This is a genomic window from Mesorhizobium sp. WSM4817 (assembly GCF_055811135.1).
In genome coordinates, this window is record NZ_JBVVQQ010000028.1 from 72,209 (window position 1) to 86,968 (window position 14,760).

Annotated in this window: 13 protein-coding genes; 3 read left to right on the forward strand and 10 right to left on the reverse strand. The window is 63.5% G+C overall.

Annotated features, from left to right (window positions below; translation table 11 throughout):
- The 10 genes from AC0L2K_RS29120 to AC0L2K_RS29165 form a co-directional block, all read right to left on the reverse strand.
- On the reverse strand, nt 1–1,837 hold a 1,837-nt coding region (locus AC0L2K_RS29120; protein ID WP_473533018.1), incomplete at its 3' end, for a molybdopterin-dependent oxidoreductase.
- Nucleotides 1,838–1,840: 3 nt separating this feature from the next.
- Nucleotides 1,841–2,176 (reverse strand): nitrite reductase small subunit NirD, encoded by a 336-nt coding sequence (nirD, locus tag AC0L2K_RS29125; protein WP_208602492.1) that lies wholly within the window; start codon nt 2,174–2,176, stop codon nt 1,841–1,843.
- Nucleotides 2,176–4,626 (reverse strand): nitrite reductase large subunit NirB, encoded by a 2,451-nt coding sequence (gene nirB / locus AC0L2K_RS29130; RefSeq protein ID WP_473533019.1) that lies wholly within the window; start codon nt 4,624–4,626, stop codon nt 2,176–2,178. The genes nirD and nirB overlap by 1 nt, the downstream gene beginning before the upstream one ends.
- Before the next feature lie 19 nt (nt 4,627–4,645).
- Entirely contained in the window at nt 4,646–5,887 is a 1,242-nt protein-coding gene (locus AC0L2K_RS29135; protein WP_473533027.1) for an MFS transporter, read from the reverse strand.
- Nucleotides 5,888–6,002: 115 nt separating this feature from the next.
- The gene (locus AC0L2K_RS29140; protein WP_128168358.1) at nt 6,003–6,194 is read right to left on the reverse strand and encodes a hypothetical protein; all 192 of its coding nucleotides are present in this window, start codon (nt 6,192–6,194) and stop codon (nt 6,003–6,005) included.
- 398 nt (nt 6,195–6,592) lie between these two features.
- Nucleotides 6,593–7,390 (reverse strand): ABC transporter ATP-binding protein, encoded by a 798-nt coding sequence (locus AC0L2K_RS29145; protein ID WP_023796767.1) that lies wholly within the window; start codon nt 7,388–7,390, stop codon nt 6,593–6,595.
- An 11-nt stretch (nt 7,391–7,401) separates the two neighbouring features.
- Nucleotides 7,402–8,298 (reverse strand): nitrate ABC transporter permease, encoded by an 897-nt coding sequence (gene ntrB, locus AC0L2K_RS29150; RefSeq protein WP_128172929.1) that lies wholly within the window; start codon nt 8,296–8,298, stop codon nt 7,402–7,404.
- A 60-nt stretch (nt 8,299–8,358) separates the two neighbouring features.
- The gene (locus AC0L2K_RS29155; protein WP_128172928.1) at nt 8,359–9,675 is read right to left on the reverse strand and encodes a CmpA/NrtA family ABC transporter substrate-binding protein; all 1,317 of its coding nucleotides are present in this window, start codon (nt 9,673–9,675) and stop codon (nt 8,359–8,361) included.
- Nucleotides 9,676–10,035: 360 nt separating this feature from the next.
- Nucleotides 10,036–11,274 (reverse strand): CmpA/NrtA family ABC transporter substrate-binding protein, encoded by a 1,239-nt coding sequence (locus tag AC0L2K_RS29160; protein WP_473533020.1) that lies wholly within the window; start codon nt 11,272–11,274, stop codon nt 10,036–10,038.
- Nucleotides 11,275–11,276: 2 nt separating this feature from the next.
- Nucleotides 11,277–11,876 (reverse strand): ANTAR domain-containing response regulator, encoded by a 600-nt coding sequence (locus tag AC0L2K_RS29165; protein ID WP_023796771.1) that lies wholly within the window; start codon nt 11,874–11,876, stop codon nt 11,277–11,279.
- Nucleotides 11,877–12,566: 690 nt separating this feature from the next.
- Here AC0L2K_RS29165 and AC0L2K_RS29170 point away from each other — a divergent pair.
- The 3 genes from AC0L2K_RS29170 to AC0L2K_RS29180 form a co-directional block, all read left to right on the forward strand.
- A complete protein-coding gene (locus AC0L2K_RS29170) occupies nt 12,567–12,710 on the forward strand; it encodes a hypothetical protein (protein WP_473533021.1) in 144 nt (47 codons plus the stop codon).
- 1,676 nt (nt 12,711–14,386) lie between these two features.
- Complete coding sequence (locus AC0L2K_RS29175) at nt 14,387–14,659, forward strand: ATP-dependent DNA ligase (RefSeq protein ID WP_473533022.1); 273 nt, start codon at nt 14,387–14,389, stop codon at nt 14,657–14,659.
- Nucleotides 14,562–14,760 (forward strand): ATP-dependent DNA ligase (locus AC0L2K_RS29180; protein ID WP_473533023.1); only part of this gene is annotated, 199 nt, incomplete at its 3' end. The genes AC0L2K_RS29175 and AC0L2K_RS29180, both read left to right, overlap by 98 nt.

A 14,760-nucleotide genomic window follows, 5' to 3' on the forward strand; every position in this document is an offset into this window, starting at 1 on the left:
TGGTGGGGGTGGGGGGGGGGGGGGCCGCGGGGGGGGGGGGCCCCCCCCCCCCCCCCCCCCCCCCCCCCCCCCCCCGCCCCCCGCCGCCCCCCCCCCCCCCCCCGAGGGGGGTGCCTTGGCCCGGCGCCGGCCATTGGAATGGCGCCAACTCCTCATAGGTCTCTCCATCGACCCCGGCATACGCACCGATGTCGAAATCGCGGGCGCCGTCATTCTCGAACGCCGACAGCGCGGCGTGCTCGGCGAAGATATCGGCTGGCGACGGATGCGAAAACGCTTCGTCAAAACCCATCCGCTTGGCGACTTCGGCGACGATCCACCAGTCGGCCCTTGCCTCTCCGGGCGTGGCCAAAAAGGCGCGCTGGCGCGAGATGCGGCGCTCCGAATTGGTGACCGAGCCGTCCTTCTCGCCCCATGCGGCGGCGGGCAGCCGGACGGGGGCGTGGCGGACCGTGTCGGTCTTGGCCAACACGTCCGACACCACGACAAACGGGCAGCCCTTGATCGCCGCCCCGACGGCATCGGCGTCCGGCATCGAGTCGACCGGGTTGGTAGCCATGATCCACAGCGCCTTGATGCGCCCATCGGCTACCGCCTGAAACATCTCGACCGCCTTCAGGCCGGGCTTTTCGGCGACGGCCGGCGCACTCCAGAACCGCTGCACGCGGTCGCGGTGCTCGGGGTTTTCGATCTCCATATGGGCGGCCAGCATGTTGGCCAGGCCGCCGACCTCCCGACCGCCCATGGCGTTGGGCTGGCCGGTCACCGAAAACGGTCCGGCGCCGGGCTTGCCGATGCGGCCGGTAGCGAGATGACAGTTGATGATGGCGTTGACCTTGTCGGTGCCCGAGGACGACTGGTTAACGCCCTGGCTGTAGACGGTCACCGTATTCGCCGTCGCGGCGAACAGGCTGTAGAAGCGGACAAGCTCGTCCTCGCCGAGGTCCGTGGCAGCGGCGATGCCGGCAAGGTCGAGCGCGGAAGCGGCAAAAAGGGCTTGCCCGAAGCCGGTTGTGTGCGCCGTGATATAGGTGCGGTCCAGCGCGTTGTGCTGGCCGAGATAGGCGAGCAGACCTGTGAACAGCGCGACGTCGCCATCCGGCGCGATCGCCAGATGCATGTCGGCAATGTCTGATGTCATCGTGCGGCGCGGGTCGATCAGCACCACCTTCATGTCGGGCCGTTTTTCCCGAGCAGCGGCAATGCGCTGGTAGAGCACCGGATGGCACCAGGCGAGATTGGAGCCGACCAGCACGATCAGGTCGGCGAGTTCCAGATCCTCGTAGCTGCCCGGCACCGTGTCAGAACCGAAGGCGCGGCGGTGGCCGGCAACCGACGAGGCCATGCACAGGCGCGAGTTGGTGTCGATATTGGCCGAGCCGATGAAGCCTTTCATCAGCTTGTTGGCGACATAATAGTCCTCGGTCAGCAACTGACCGGAGACGTAGAAGGCGACCGAATCGCGACCGTGCTCGGCGATGGTCCGCGTGAAGGTCGAGGCGACGAGGTCGAGCGCTTCGTCCCAGTCGGTGCGACGACCGTGGATCTCCGGATAGAGCAGCCGTCCGTCGAGGTCGATCGTCTCGGCCAGCGCCGAGCCCTTGGAACAGAGCCGGCCGAAATTCGCCGGATGGTCAGGGTCGGGGGGGGGCGGGGGGGGGCCCCCCGGGGGGGGGGGGGGCCCCCCCCCCCCCCCCCCCCCCCCCCCGGGGGGGCGGGGGGGGGGCCCCCCCCCCCCCCCCCCCCCCGGCCCCCCCCCCACCTTCGCCAGCACGCCGCAGCCCACCCCGCAGTAGGGGCAGGTGGTCCTCACCTCGCGCGCTTCGTCGATCTTCATGATTCAAGCCGCGCGACTGGCCAGCGCTTCCAGCGCAATGAACAGGCGCTCGCCCTCGATCCGCACCGGAATGGTGCGCACCGCACCTTCATCGGCGCCGAGCGCCTTGCCGGTTTCCAGCGAGATCACCCAATTGTGCAGAGGACAGGTCACCGCCGCGCCATGGACGATCCCTTGCGAGAGCGGCCCGCCCTTGTGCGGGCAATGGTCCTCGATGGCGAAGACCTGATCGTCAGCGGTGCGGAAGACAGCAATCTTGCCTTGGGGCGTGGCGACGCAGCGCGCGCCGCGGCGCGGAATGTCTGAGAGCGTGCCGACAGCAATCCAATTCATCATCATCACTCCGCCGCCTGCGCGAAGCCGACCGAAGCCATCGGCCGGAATTCGTGCTTGTCCTTGCCGGAAACGCGTTCCGACCACGGGTCGACCTGGGCGAATTTCTGCGAAAAGACGAAGCGGTCGAAATAAGCCTTGCGCTTCTCGCCATCGTCCATGATCTGGCGCTTGATGCCGGCGATGCCGATGCGCTTGGCCCATTTGTAGATGCGCTCGAGATAGCGGCCCTGCTCGCGATACATCTGCGTCAACGCCACGATATGCTCCAGTGCCTCGTCCTCGGTTTTGACCAGGCCGAGTACCTCGGTGCCCTTGATGTCGAGGCCGGCTGCCCCGGCGAAATGGATCTCGTAGCCTGAATCGACGCAGATCACGCCGACATCCTTGCAGGTTGCCTCGGCGCAGTTCCGCGGGCAGCCCGACACCGCCATCTTGACCTTGGCCGGCGTCCACGAGCCCCACATGAATTTCTCGATGCGGACGCCGAACCCCGTCGAATCCTGCGTGCCGAAGCGGCACCAGTCCGAACCGACGCAGGTCTTTACGGTGCGCAGTCCCTTGGCATAGGCGTGGCCGGAGACGAAGCCGGCCTGGCCGAGATCGGCCCACACCGCCGGCAGATCCTCCTTGCGGATGCCGAGCATGTCGATTCGCTGGCCACCGGTGACCTTGACCATTGGAATTTCGAATTTGTCGACGACGTCGGCAATGGCGCGCAGTTCGGCGGCATTGGTGACGCCGCCCCACATGCGCGGCACCACCGAATAGGTGCCGTCCTTCTGGATGTTGGCGTGTACGCGTTCGTTGATGAAGCGCGACTGGTAGTCGTCTGCATACTCGTCCGGCCAGTCGCAGACGAGATAGTAATTGAGCGCCGGTCGGCATTTGGCGCAGCCGCAGGAGGTGGTCCATTCCAATTCCTGCATGACGGCGGGAATGGTCTTCAGGCCCTTGGCCTTGATCAGCCGGCGGACCTCATCATGGCCGAGCGTGGTGCAGCCGCACATCGGCTGCACCGCCGCCGGATTATATTTGTCGCCGATGGTGAGTACCATCAGCTTCTCGACCAGCCCGGTGCAGGAGCCGCAGGAGGCGGACGCCTTGGTGTGAGCGCGCACGTCGTCGAGCGAGGTCAGGCTTTTGGCCGTGATCGCGCCAGTGATCTTTCCCTTGCAAACGCCGTTGCAGCCGCAGATTTCCGCATCATCCGGCAAGGCTGCAACGGCCGCCATAGGGTCCAAGGAGGCGCCTCCCTGGTATGACTGGCCGAAGATAAGCGTGTCGCGCATTTCCGATATGTCGGTCTGCTTCTTCTTGAGGTCGTTGAACCAGGCGCCGTCCGCCGTCTCGCCGTAAAGCACGGTGCCGATGATGCGGTCATCCCTGAGCACCAGGCGCTTGTAGACGCCGGCCGCGGCATCGCGCAGCACGATCTCCTGGCGGTCCTCGCCCTCGGCAAAGTCGCCAAGCGAGAACAGCTCGATTCCGGTAACCTTGAGCTTGGTCGGCGTGTCCGAATGGACGAAGGCGGCGGCCTCGTCGCCGGCCAACTGGCTGGCGGCGACACGCGCCATCTCATAGAGCGGTGCGACCAGGCCGTAGACCATGCCGTTGACCTCGGCGCATTCGCCGAGCGCGAAGATGTCGGGGTCGTTGCTGCGCATGCCGGCATCGACGACGATGCCGCGATTGACGGCAATACCGGCCTCTTTGGCGAGAGCGGCGTTCGGCCTGATGCCGACCGCCATCACCACCAGCGTCGCCGGGATGATGGTTCCGTCGGCGAGTTCCACCTGCTCGACCTTACCCCTGCCTGTGATCGCCTGGGTGTTGGCCTTGGTGATGACCTTGATGCCGCGCTGCTCGACGGCCCGCTGCAGGAGATAGCCGGCGGCCGGATCGAGCTGTCGTTCCATCAGCGTCGGCATGACATGCAGCACGGTGACGTCCATGCCCTGCGCGTTCAGGCCCGCAGCCGCCTCCAGCCCTAGCAGGCCGCCGCCGATGACCACGGCCTTGGCCCGTGACTGCGCGGCCAGCATCATCGCCCGAACGTCGTCGAGATCGCGATAGGTCAGCACGCCCGGCAGATCGTGGCCGGGCACCGGGATGATGAACGGCACCGAGCCGGTGGCGATGACGAGCTTGTCGTAGGGCTCGGTGACGCCGTGGTCGGAGGTGACGGTCTTTGCCTGCCGGTCGATGGCGACGATCTTGTGGCCCTTGTAGAGGGTGATACCGTGCTTGATGTACCAGCCATCGCCATGAATGATGATCTCTTCATAATCCTTTTCGCCTGACAGAACCGGCGACAGCATGATGCGGTCGTAGTTCACGCGCGGCTCGGCATTGAAGATCGTGACCTGGTAGAGGTCCGGCGCCTTTTCCAGCAGGTGCTCCAGCATGCGCCCAGGGGCCATGCCGTTGCCGATGATGACGAGTTTTTCGGTCATGTCCTGATTCACTCCGGTCTCACTCAGCCGCGTAGGAAAGGCCTGAAGCTTCGGCGGCGGCCGCGCGCTCCATCCGCCGGATGCTGAAGTGCATCCAGGCAAAGCAGGTGGCGACGATGACGAAGAGCAGCATGAAGCAGCTCGACCAGACGCCGGTGAGGTCGTTGAGTGCGCCGAAGGCGATTGGCAGGATAAAGCCGCCGAGCCCGCCAATCATGCCGACGACGCCGCCGACCGCGCCGACACTCTGCGGGTAGTAAGCCGGGATGTGCTTGTAGACGGCGGCCTTGCCAAGGCTCATGAAGAAGCCGAGCACGCAGGCAACGGCTATGAAGGCGAGCGGGCCGATCTCGAAATGGAAGGCGATCGGCCCGCTGATGCCGTGCACGACGTAGTCTGCCGAGGGGAGAGACAGAACGAGAGTCGCGACGGCACTGACCGCGAAGGTCCAGTAGAGCACGGTGCGGGCGCCGATCCGGTCGGAAAGCACGCCGCCATAGGCGCGGAAGATACTTGCAGGGATCGAATAGGCCGCGCCGATCATGCCGGCGGTCGCGATGCCAAAGCCGTAGACGCCGATCAGGTAGCGCGGCAACCACAGCGACAGCGCCACGAATGCTCCGAAGGCGAAGAAATAATAGAAGGCGAAGCGCCAGACCTGGAGGTTCTTGAGCGGCGCGAATTCCTGCAAGAAGCTTCTCGCGGGCGCTGCCTTGCCGGCGCGGCGCTCGCGGATGACCGGATCGTCGCCGGTCGTGAACCAGAAGACGGCGGCCATGACGACGAGTGCTGCCGCCCAGATCAGCGCGACCGACTGCCAGCCCCAGGAGAGAAGCACGAACGGTGCCACGAACTTGGTGACCGCGGCGCCGACATTGCCGACACCGAAAATGCCAAGCGCCGTGCCCTGCTTGCCGGCCGGGAAGAAGCGCGAGACATAGGCGACACCGACGGTGAAGGAACCACCGGCGAGCCCAACGCCTAACGCGGCGACCAGCATCTGTCCGTAGGTATGCGCAAAAGCGAGCAGGAAGGTCGCGACCGCCGCCGCAAGCATGGTCGCGGTGTATACCAGCCGCCCGCCAAAACGGTCGGTCCAGACACCGAGCACCATGCGCACGAGCGAACCGGTGAGGATCGGCGTGCCGACCAGCAGGCCGAACTCCGTCTCGTTCAGCCCAAGGTCCTGCTTTATGCGCACGCCGATGATTGAAAATATCGTCCACACCGCGAAGCAGACGGTGAAGGCGATGGTGGACATCACAAGCGCCTGGCGGGGAGCGTTGTCCTGGCTGGGCGCGGCTGGGAGATTGGCGGTCAACGTCTGGCTCCGGTTTGCGGCGTGGGAGGCACCGCGGATGTTTGTGGGTGAATGATCAGCGGCGCGGCATCAGTGCGTGCAACGAGACGGGGCTCGCCACGGCCAGGTCCTTGTTTTCCGTCTTGGCGCCGACGGGAAACAGCAGGAGCGCGGCGGTGAACAGTGCCGCCGTCAGCGCGCTGCTGGCCAGAAAATCGCGGCGCGTGAAGTCCGCGAGGGACGCGCCAGTTCCGATCCGTTTCGTCATCGTCGTCTCCGGTTGGGCGCCGCTTGGGACCAGCGCCGTCGATCGCGTAAAAACAAAAAAGCCGCCGGTCAGGTCTTTGCGCGTCCGTCCATCCGGGATCGCGTATTGACCTGAGCGGCAGCTTTGCCTGTGGCGCCCGCCATTGGACGCCGTGTCACTTGGCCCTTTCGGACCTACAATCTGAAAAGCAGGAAGCGTGCCAATTCGACACCGCTCCAGATTATCGAATTAAATCAATGTGAACCGCAGCCGCGCGATTTTTGACCAAGCCCGGCAGCGGATCAAAGATTAGTCAGAATGCCTTGCACAGCAGCATAATATTTGTGCAATGCGGTAGATTGCCCATTGCCGATGCAGATTGCCAATTGTAGATGATGACGCGTTTTTCGGTCATGGCCTTACTCCGCGGCTTCCACGAAGCGGTGGCGTTCGTAGAGGAACTTCAGCACCGCCTCGCGGCAGCGCAGGAAGGTCCGGTCGGAGGAAAGCTCGATGCGCCGGCGCGGCCGGGCCAGCGGCACCGCAAGCACCTCGCCGATGGTCGCCGCTGGACCGTTGGTCATCATGACGATGCGATCGGACAACAGCACCGCCTCGTCGACATCGTGCGTGATCATGATCGTCGTCGAGCCAAGCCTCGAATGGATATCCATCACCGCATCCTGCAGATGGGCGCGCGTCAGAGCGTCCAGCGCACCGAAGGGCTCGTCGAGCAGCAGGATCTTCGGCTCCATGGCCAGCGCGCGGGCGATGCCGACGCGCTGCTTCATGCCGCCCGATATCTCGGCGGGCCGCTTGTCCCTGGCATGCGCCATCTGCACGAGGTCGAGATTGCGCATGATCCAGTCATGCCGCTCGGCCTTGGTCCTGGTCGAACCGAACACCTTCGACACCGCCAGATTGATGTTCTCATAGACGGTGAGCCACGGCAAAAGGCTGTGGTTCTGGAACACCACGGCGCGCTCGGGTCCGGGGCTGTCGACCTCCTTGTCCTCGAGCAGGACCGCGCCGGCGGAGACTCTGGTCAGCCCGGCGATCAGGTTGAGCAAGGTCGACTTGCCGCAGCCGGAATGGCCGATGATGGAGACGAATTCGCCTTTGTCGATGGTCAGCCGGATGTCTTTCAGCACCTCGCTGACCTGGCCGCCGCGGGCAAAGGATTTGTCGATATGGTCGAGTTTCAGGTAGGCCGTCATCGCCCCTCTCCTCACTTTGCCGTTGTGCCGCGGGTGACGAAGGCGCCGACCGCCGCGACCAAGCGGTCGAGGCAGAAGCCGGTGACGCCGATATAGGCGAGCGCGACGATGATGTCGGGCAGCCGCGACGAGTTCCAGGCGTCCCAGATGAAGAAGCCGATGCCGACGCCGCCTGTCAGCATTTCGGCGGCGACGATGGCGAGCCAGGACAGGCCGATGCCGATGCGCAGGCCGGTGAAGATGTAAGGTGCCGCGGCCGGCACCATGATCTTTACGAAGAATTCGAGCTGGTTGAGCCTGAGGATGCGGGAGACGTTTCGATAATCCTCTGGAATGTTGCGGACGCCGACGGCAGTGTTGATGATCACCGGCCAGATCGAGGTGATGAAGATGACGAAGATCGCCGACGGGCTGGAATCGCGGAAGGCAGCCAGCGACAGCGGCAGCCAGGCGAGCGGCGGCACGGTGCGCAGAATCTGGAACACCGGATCGAGGCCGCGCATCGCCCAGATCGACTGGCCGACCAGCGCACCGAGCGCGACGCCGACGATGGCAGCCAGGCCGAAGCCGATGGCGACCCGCTGCAGCGAGATCAGCACCCGCCAGGCCAGTCCGATATCCTGCGGACCATAGTCGAAGAACGGATGGGCGATCAGATCGTAGGCCTCGTTCCATACCTGGCTAGGTGGCGGCAAGCTGGCATTGGGCGACGAGCAGGCGACCTGCCAGACGACGAGCATGACGATGATGACTACGGCCGGCGGCACCAGCGTGCTCGCCAGCTTGCCGGCGATCGCGGCGGGATCGAAGCGGCGCCTCACCTTGGCGGTGAAAGCTATGACCTCTGCAGGCTTGGCAGGCGCGGGGAACGCCTTCACCTTGGTGTCCTCGATGGCTTGAATAGACATTTTCGCAAAAAGCTCCTTGAGCACTGGCAAGCGGCGCAACGGCGGCGCTTGCCGTCGACGTCAGGCCGATGCCTTGATCTTGAGGCTGTCGAGATAGGCGGACGGGTTGGCCGGATCGAAAATCTTGCCGTCAAAGAAGGTCTCGACGCCTCGCGATGGAGACGCCGGGATATCGGCCGCAGCAACGCCAAGATCCTTGGCCGCCTCGCGCCACAGATCTTCGCGGTTGACTTGATCGACCAGCGCCTTGATGTCGGTGGTCGCCGCGAATTTGCCCCAGCGGATGTTTTCGGCGAGGAACCAGCTGTCGTGGCTCTTAAACGGATAGGACACACCGCCCTTCCAGAACTTCATGTAGAGGTCGGTGCCGGTGGCGACGCGGTCATTGCCGTAATTGATGTCGCCCTTGAGGCGGCCGATGATGTCGGCTGTCGGCACGTTCATCCATTGCCGCTTGCCGATGATGGCCGCCATCTCGTCCTTGTTTTCCATGGCTTCGCACCATTGCTGGGCTTCCATGACGGCCATCAGGATCGCCTTGGTGGCGTTCGGGTTCTTGTCGATGAAGGCGGCGCGCAGGCCGAGCGCCTTTTCCGGATGGCCTTTCCACAACTCGCCCGTGGTGGCGGCGGTAAAGCCGACGCCCTGATGGACGAGTTGCTCGTTCCATGGCTCGCCGACGCAGAACACGTCCATGTTGCCGACCTTCATGTTGGCGACCATCTGCGGTGGCGGCACGACGATGGTCGAGACATCCTTGTTGGGATCGATGCCGCCAGCGGCCAGCCAATAGCGCAACCACAGATCATGAGTGCCGCCCGGGAAGGTCATGGCGGCCTTCACCTCCTTGCCTTCGGCCTTCTTGGCCGCGAAGGCGTCCTTCAGCTTGGAGGCGTCGAGGCCGACGCCGGTGCCGGCATATTCCTGCGCGACGGAAATCGCCTGGCAGTCGTAATTTAGCCGCGCGACGATCGCCATCGGCATCGGCTGGTTGTTCTGCGTCACCTTGCCGGTATGCATCAGGTAAGGCATCGGCGTCAGGATATGGGCGCCGTCGATGCCGTTGGCTTCGCCGCCGAGCATCAGATTGTCGCGCGTCGCGCCCCAGGAGGCCTGCTTGAGCACCTCGACATCGGGCATGCCGAATTTTTCGAACAGACCTTTCTCCTTGGCGATCATCAGCGGCGCCGCGTCGGTCAGCGCGATGAAGCCGAGCTTGGCGCCGGTGACTTCCGGTGCCGCGGGCGCCGCATAGGCGCCAGACGGCAGCAGCGCGCGCGCCGCTGCCAGGGTTGCCGCGGTGGCAGCACTTGCCATCAGAAAATTGCGGCGGGTCATGCCCTCGAGAGGGGCTTCAGTCTTGATGCGTTTCGTCATCGTCGTCTCCCGTTGGGCACTGCTTGGGATCAGCGCCGTCGATTGCCTTGCTCGATCAAAACAAAAAAAGCCGCCGGCCAGGCCGCGCGCGTCCGTCCATCCGGGATCGCGTGTTGACCTGAGCGGCAGCTTTGCCTGTAGCGCCCGCCATTGGACGCCTGTTCCGTGACCCGAAAAGAGTCTGCTTATTGCAATGCAGGAACCGTGCCAGTTTCGGAATGGATGACAAACATCAATGAGATCAACGGCATGCCACAATCATCGGCGCGCTGGCTCGTTGGGCGAGCAAGCCAAAGATTGTTCATTAGCGCCGTTGCACGCATAATTTTTGTGCAATGCACAAGAATGGCGCGAAAATGATCAGGCTTCGGCGCGCGCCAATTTCTGCCCGGCAATGTAGGCGTCGACCTCGTCGGGATCGAATATCTGGCTATCGAAGAAACCATCGGGGCCGAGCACCAGACTGGCGCCGGCGGAGCCGACAGGTGTGGCAGACGCCAGCGCGCCCTCCACCTTAGAATTGGCGCCGGGAAGTGCGACGCCGAGCGGCTTCAGCGCTGCGCGATAGAGGTCGGGCCGGTAGGTGTCCCGCGCGAGCGCCATGTGGGCAGTGCTGTGCTTGACCTGCCCCCAACGGACCATCTGCGTGTAGAACCACAGCGCGTGGCTTTTCCACGGAAAATTTGCCGCCTTGTCGAAAGCCAGAAAGAAGTCCTCGACGGTCAGTTCCGCGCCGCCGCCCAGCGCAAGATGTCCGGTCAGGATCGGCATCTGTAGCGCCGGCGAAAGGCCGAGGAAGGAAGGCTGCGCCATCAGGGCGGCCAGTTCGCCGCGGTTTGCCGGATCCTGGCACCAGCGCGCGGCGTGATGGAGCGCGCGCAGCAGCGCCGAAAGCGCTTGCGGGTGTTTTTCGGCCCAGGCCTTGCGCACGCCGACGACTTTCTCGGGGCTGGTCTTCCAGATGGTGGCCTTGACCGTGGCGATATGGCCGGTGCCGGCGACGACCGAGGCGCTGTTCCACGGTTCCCCGGCGCAGTAGCCGTCGATCCTGCCGGCGGCGAGTGCGTCGGCCATGAAGGGCGGCGGCACGATGACGATTTCTATTTCGCGCGACGGATCGATGCCGCAGGCGGCGAGCCAGTAGCGCAGTTCGTAATTGTGTCCGGAGTGCGGATGCACGACCGCAAAGCGCAGGGGGTCGCGACCGGCATTTGCCCGTTCACGGATCAGCGCTCCCAAGGCCTTGCCGGCCCGCGCCGGATTGAGATCGGGCAAGGCGCCGTGCGCGGCCATGCCCGCCCAGAGCGTGTTCGAAACCGTTACGCAGTTACCGCCCAGTCCCAGCGAGAACGGCACGATCGTGTCGGAGGCGAGCGGGGTGAGCCCCAGATTGCAGGCGATCGGCATCGGCCCCAGCATATGCGCCAAATCGAAATGCCCGATCGCGATGCGGTCGCGGATGTTGGCCCAAGAGGTTTCGCGGCTGAGCGTCAGGTCGACGCCTTCGCGTGCGGCAAAGCCGATCTCCCTCGCTGCGACAAGGACGGCGCTGTCGAAGAGCGGTATGAAACCTGCGTTGATCTGGTGTTCGGCCGCCATGCTCAACTCTCTCCGGGATCCAGAAGGCCTGCCGCCGTCACCAGGCTCTGCGCGATTTCGCTGATCTTGCGGTTCTGGTTCATGGCGGTCTTGCGCAGAAGCGTATAGGCCGCGTCCTCCGACAGGCCGCGTGATCGCATCAGGATGCCCTTGGCGCGGTCGATGACCTTGCGGTCCTCCAATTCACTGCGGGCTTCCTCAAGTTCGCGCGCCATCCGCGAGAACGCGTTGAAGCGGCTGATCGCCATGTCGAGGATCGGCTTGACGCGCTCCTGGCGCAGCCCGTCGACGACATAGGCGGAGACCCCCGCTTCCACCGCAGCTTCGATTGAAGCCTGATCCGACCGGTCCACGAACATGGCGATCGGCCGCTTCACCACGCGAGAAAGCTGGAACATGTTTTCAAGCATATCGCGGTTGGGATTTTCGAGATCGATGACGATTACGTCCGGTTCGATCTCGGCAATGCGCCGCGCTATTCCCGCAACATCGTGAACGACCGTGACCTGCTCATGCCCGGCCTCCCGCAATCCCGCCTCGATGATGGAGGCGCGGATGTGGTTTTCGTCGATCACCAGGACGGTGAGGGATTTCCGGATCATGCCGCATTTTGCGCACGCAGCGTGATTGTGCAATGCGGCATGGCGAGAATTGACGAAGTCATCGCTTCGGGGACCGTAACATGTTCGCGGAACCGACCGTTAAGCCTCTGTAAACGCATCTGACTTTGCTTTTGTATCCACCGCGCTATTTCCCAATTGCGACCTTGTCTCGCTGGCTTTGAAATTGGAGGTTTCCATGGATCGGCGATTATTTCTGACAGGAGTGTTTGGCGTTGCTGGGGCAGCGGCCCTTGCGAGCGCAGTTCGGCCAATCAACGCGGTGGCCGGCGTACCGAGCGCCAGAAGTGGCATCCTCGATGAACTCGACGCGCTGGAGACAGAGCCGTTCGAAGATGAGGATACTCAGGCGGAGCCGGTCCGACATCGGAGCTGGCACCGCAGGCGGCGGCGCCGGCGGCGGGCTTGGAGAAGGGCCTGTCGTCGTGCCTGGCGATATGGCCGTCTGCGCAGACGGTGTTTTCGCAGGCGTGTTTGGGTCTGGGGCTGGTATTATTAGCAGTTAGTGTGCTGAAAACCCCGGTGATTGCCGGGGTTTTCAGTCTCAGACTAGCCGAATACGGATCAGCCAGTCCTTCGCGCTCAGAAATTTCTACCAAACATTCCTGACCCCTAATGCAAACCATTCCGTGACCTGCGAGTTGCGGCAGGGCGGGGTAGGGACATGCAGACATGGCAAAGCGTGAAAGGCTGGGCTACCCCCCACTTGCCGAGGCCATTCGGCAGTTCATCAGCGCTGAAGACAATCGCCATCACGTACACAAGCTGCTTGGGCTGGAGGTCGGAATTGACGCCAACGCTGGCATCATTGCTTGAGGCGATCGGCAAGGCCAGTCGGGACGAAACTCCATAGCTGCCCTGACGGGTCCTGCTAAGGAAACCCGCCGCCGTTGAGAACAAGCGACGGGCCCACAACGGCTGTGCTTCCACGGAGAACTGGCCGCCGCAATTCTAAACCCGCGCGGGCCTACATCGTTCCTCTTCCCGCTCTAAATTACCCTCCATGGCAACCTACTGGTTCTCCCCTCCGGTGTTCGTGAAGACCGAAATGGTCGGTGTCAGCTATGCCTGTAACAATGTCCGAGGTGCATCCGAGCAGCTCCTGAAGTGGTCCAAGAGGGCCCAAGTGGAAACGTGCGTCGGCCCTCTGCCTTCAAGCCCTGGGGGGTGAGGAGGTTGACCCTAAGGAAGTACGCAAGGACTTGGAGGCTGCTGCCGAGGAGGAGGGGGTACTATGGCCCATGAAGCTCTCACTTTAGCTCGCATGAGCCTGTTATCCGATGGGTCGTAAGAAAATTTGGCCCGGATATTCCGACCCCTCCTTTTGACCCGTTGAACCCGCTCACCCGAATTGTCTATCCGAGCTAGCTCAAGCGGCCGATTTGGGGGCGATCTTTATCGGCTACTAATGACCTGTCGCTTGACGCTGGGGTAGATTGGGTGGGCACGCGCGTCAGGCCGGAGTGTAGGCTGGGGTACGGAAGTCGCAATCTTTGAAGGTCCGTCCCCGGCCGCACTCTTGAGACACCCGCCCGGGTGGCCTGGGGGCGGCACTAGCCGGTGTAAGACTGACAGGGTGCCCAAGGCTCCGCTGTCTGGTTCCTGTCATCGCTCAGTCACTATTTAGTTGTGCTGCCACTGCACCCCGCGAAGGCAGCTCAAAGCAGCGGGGACTAACCCCAAGCCCCCCACCCGGTCCCCGCTGCTCATTTACCGTCACGGAACCCCGAAGGTCTAGCCGACCCAGAGCGCGATCTTCAGCGCCTATGCCAGCGCCTTCCGCATCGCCCTCGTCGCATGCTCCAGCCGCCTCTCAGGCCCGCCGTATCGTTCGCTACGTCGCCAAGCGCGTGGCCCTCTCCCAAGCATCCGTGCCTAGGCCCTCGCCTCTACCAAACACATGAGCATCCCCTAAATTACCCTCATAGCTCTCCATTGGTTTCACCCTCCGGTCAACATCGAGACAGACCGACCTGGACTCACCTATGGCTGCAACAACGTCGAGGGTGCCGCCACGGAACTTATGAAGTTGGGCCAAGCGAGGACCCAAGAAGCCTGCATGGCCTGCCTTGGAGGCGAGGGCACACCCGACGACGTAAGGAAGGCCTTGGAAGCCGCTGCCAAGGAGGAGGGGTTGCTGCGCTCCTCTGGTTAGGTCTCCATTTGCGTTATTTGTTCTATCTCGTCTCACGTTGGTCGCTACAGTGCGTTTGATGGGGCAGCCCGGCAGCCCTACTTGGGGGCGCAACGGCCGCCGGCCTGGCCGGCTGGCAGGTCGGGGGGCGGTCGCCGGCTTGGGCGAAATTGTATGCCGCTTCATGCATCGTTGTTAATTTAGTAAATGATCATGATCCGTTCCCCTAGCCACCAGATAGGACGGGCCTAGACTCGATTCCGTGCGTAAAGGAGTGAGTGCCGGTGCTGGCCGGCTAGAGTTCATTCCTCCGATGATGCCAACCTTGGTGGCCAAGCCGCCTCAAGGCGATGACTGGATGCATGAAGCCAAATTCGACGGCTACCGCTCTCAAATCATCATCGGCGCCGGCGGTGTGCGGATCTTCACCCGCCGCGGCCTAGACTGGACATCGAAGTACCGCGATCTAGCTGCGGCGGCGCGAACGCTGGACGTCGAGAATGCCATCATCGACGACGAAGTCGTCGTCTTGAATGAGGCTGGGCCTGTCGGACTTTGCCGCGCTGCGCAAGGCCATCACCAGACGCCAGCACGACCTCTATTTCGTTGCGTTCGATCTCCTGCATCTTAACGGCCACGACTTGCGCGACATGGCACTTGAGGATCGGCGGGAAATCCTGGCCGGCCTCATAGGGTCTGACAGCCGCATCCAGTTCAGTGAGACCATGCCGG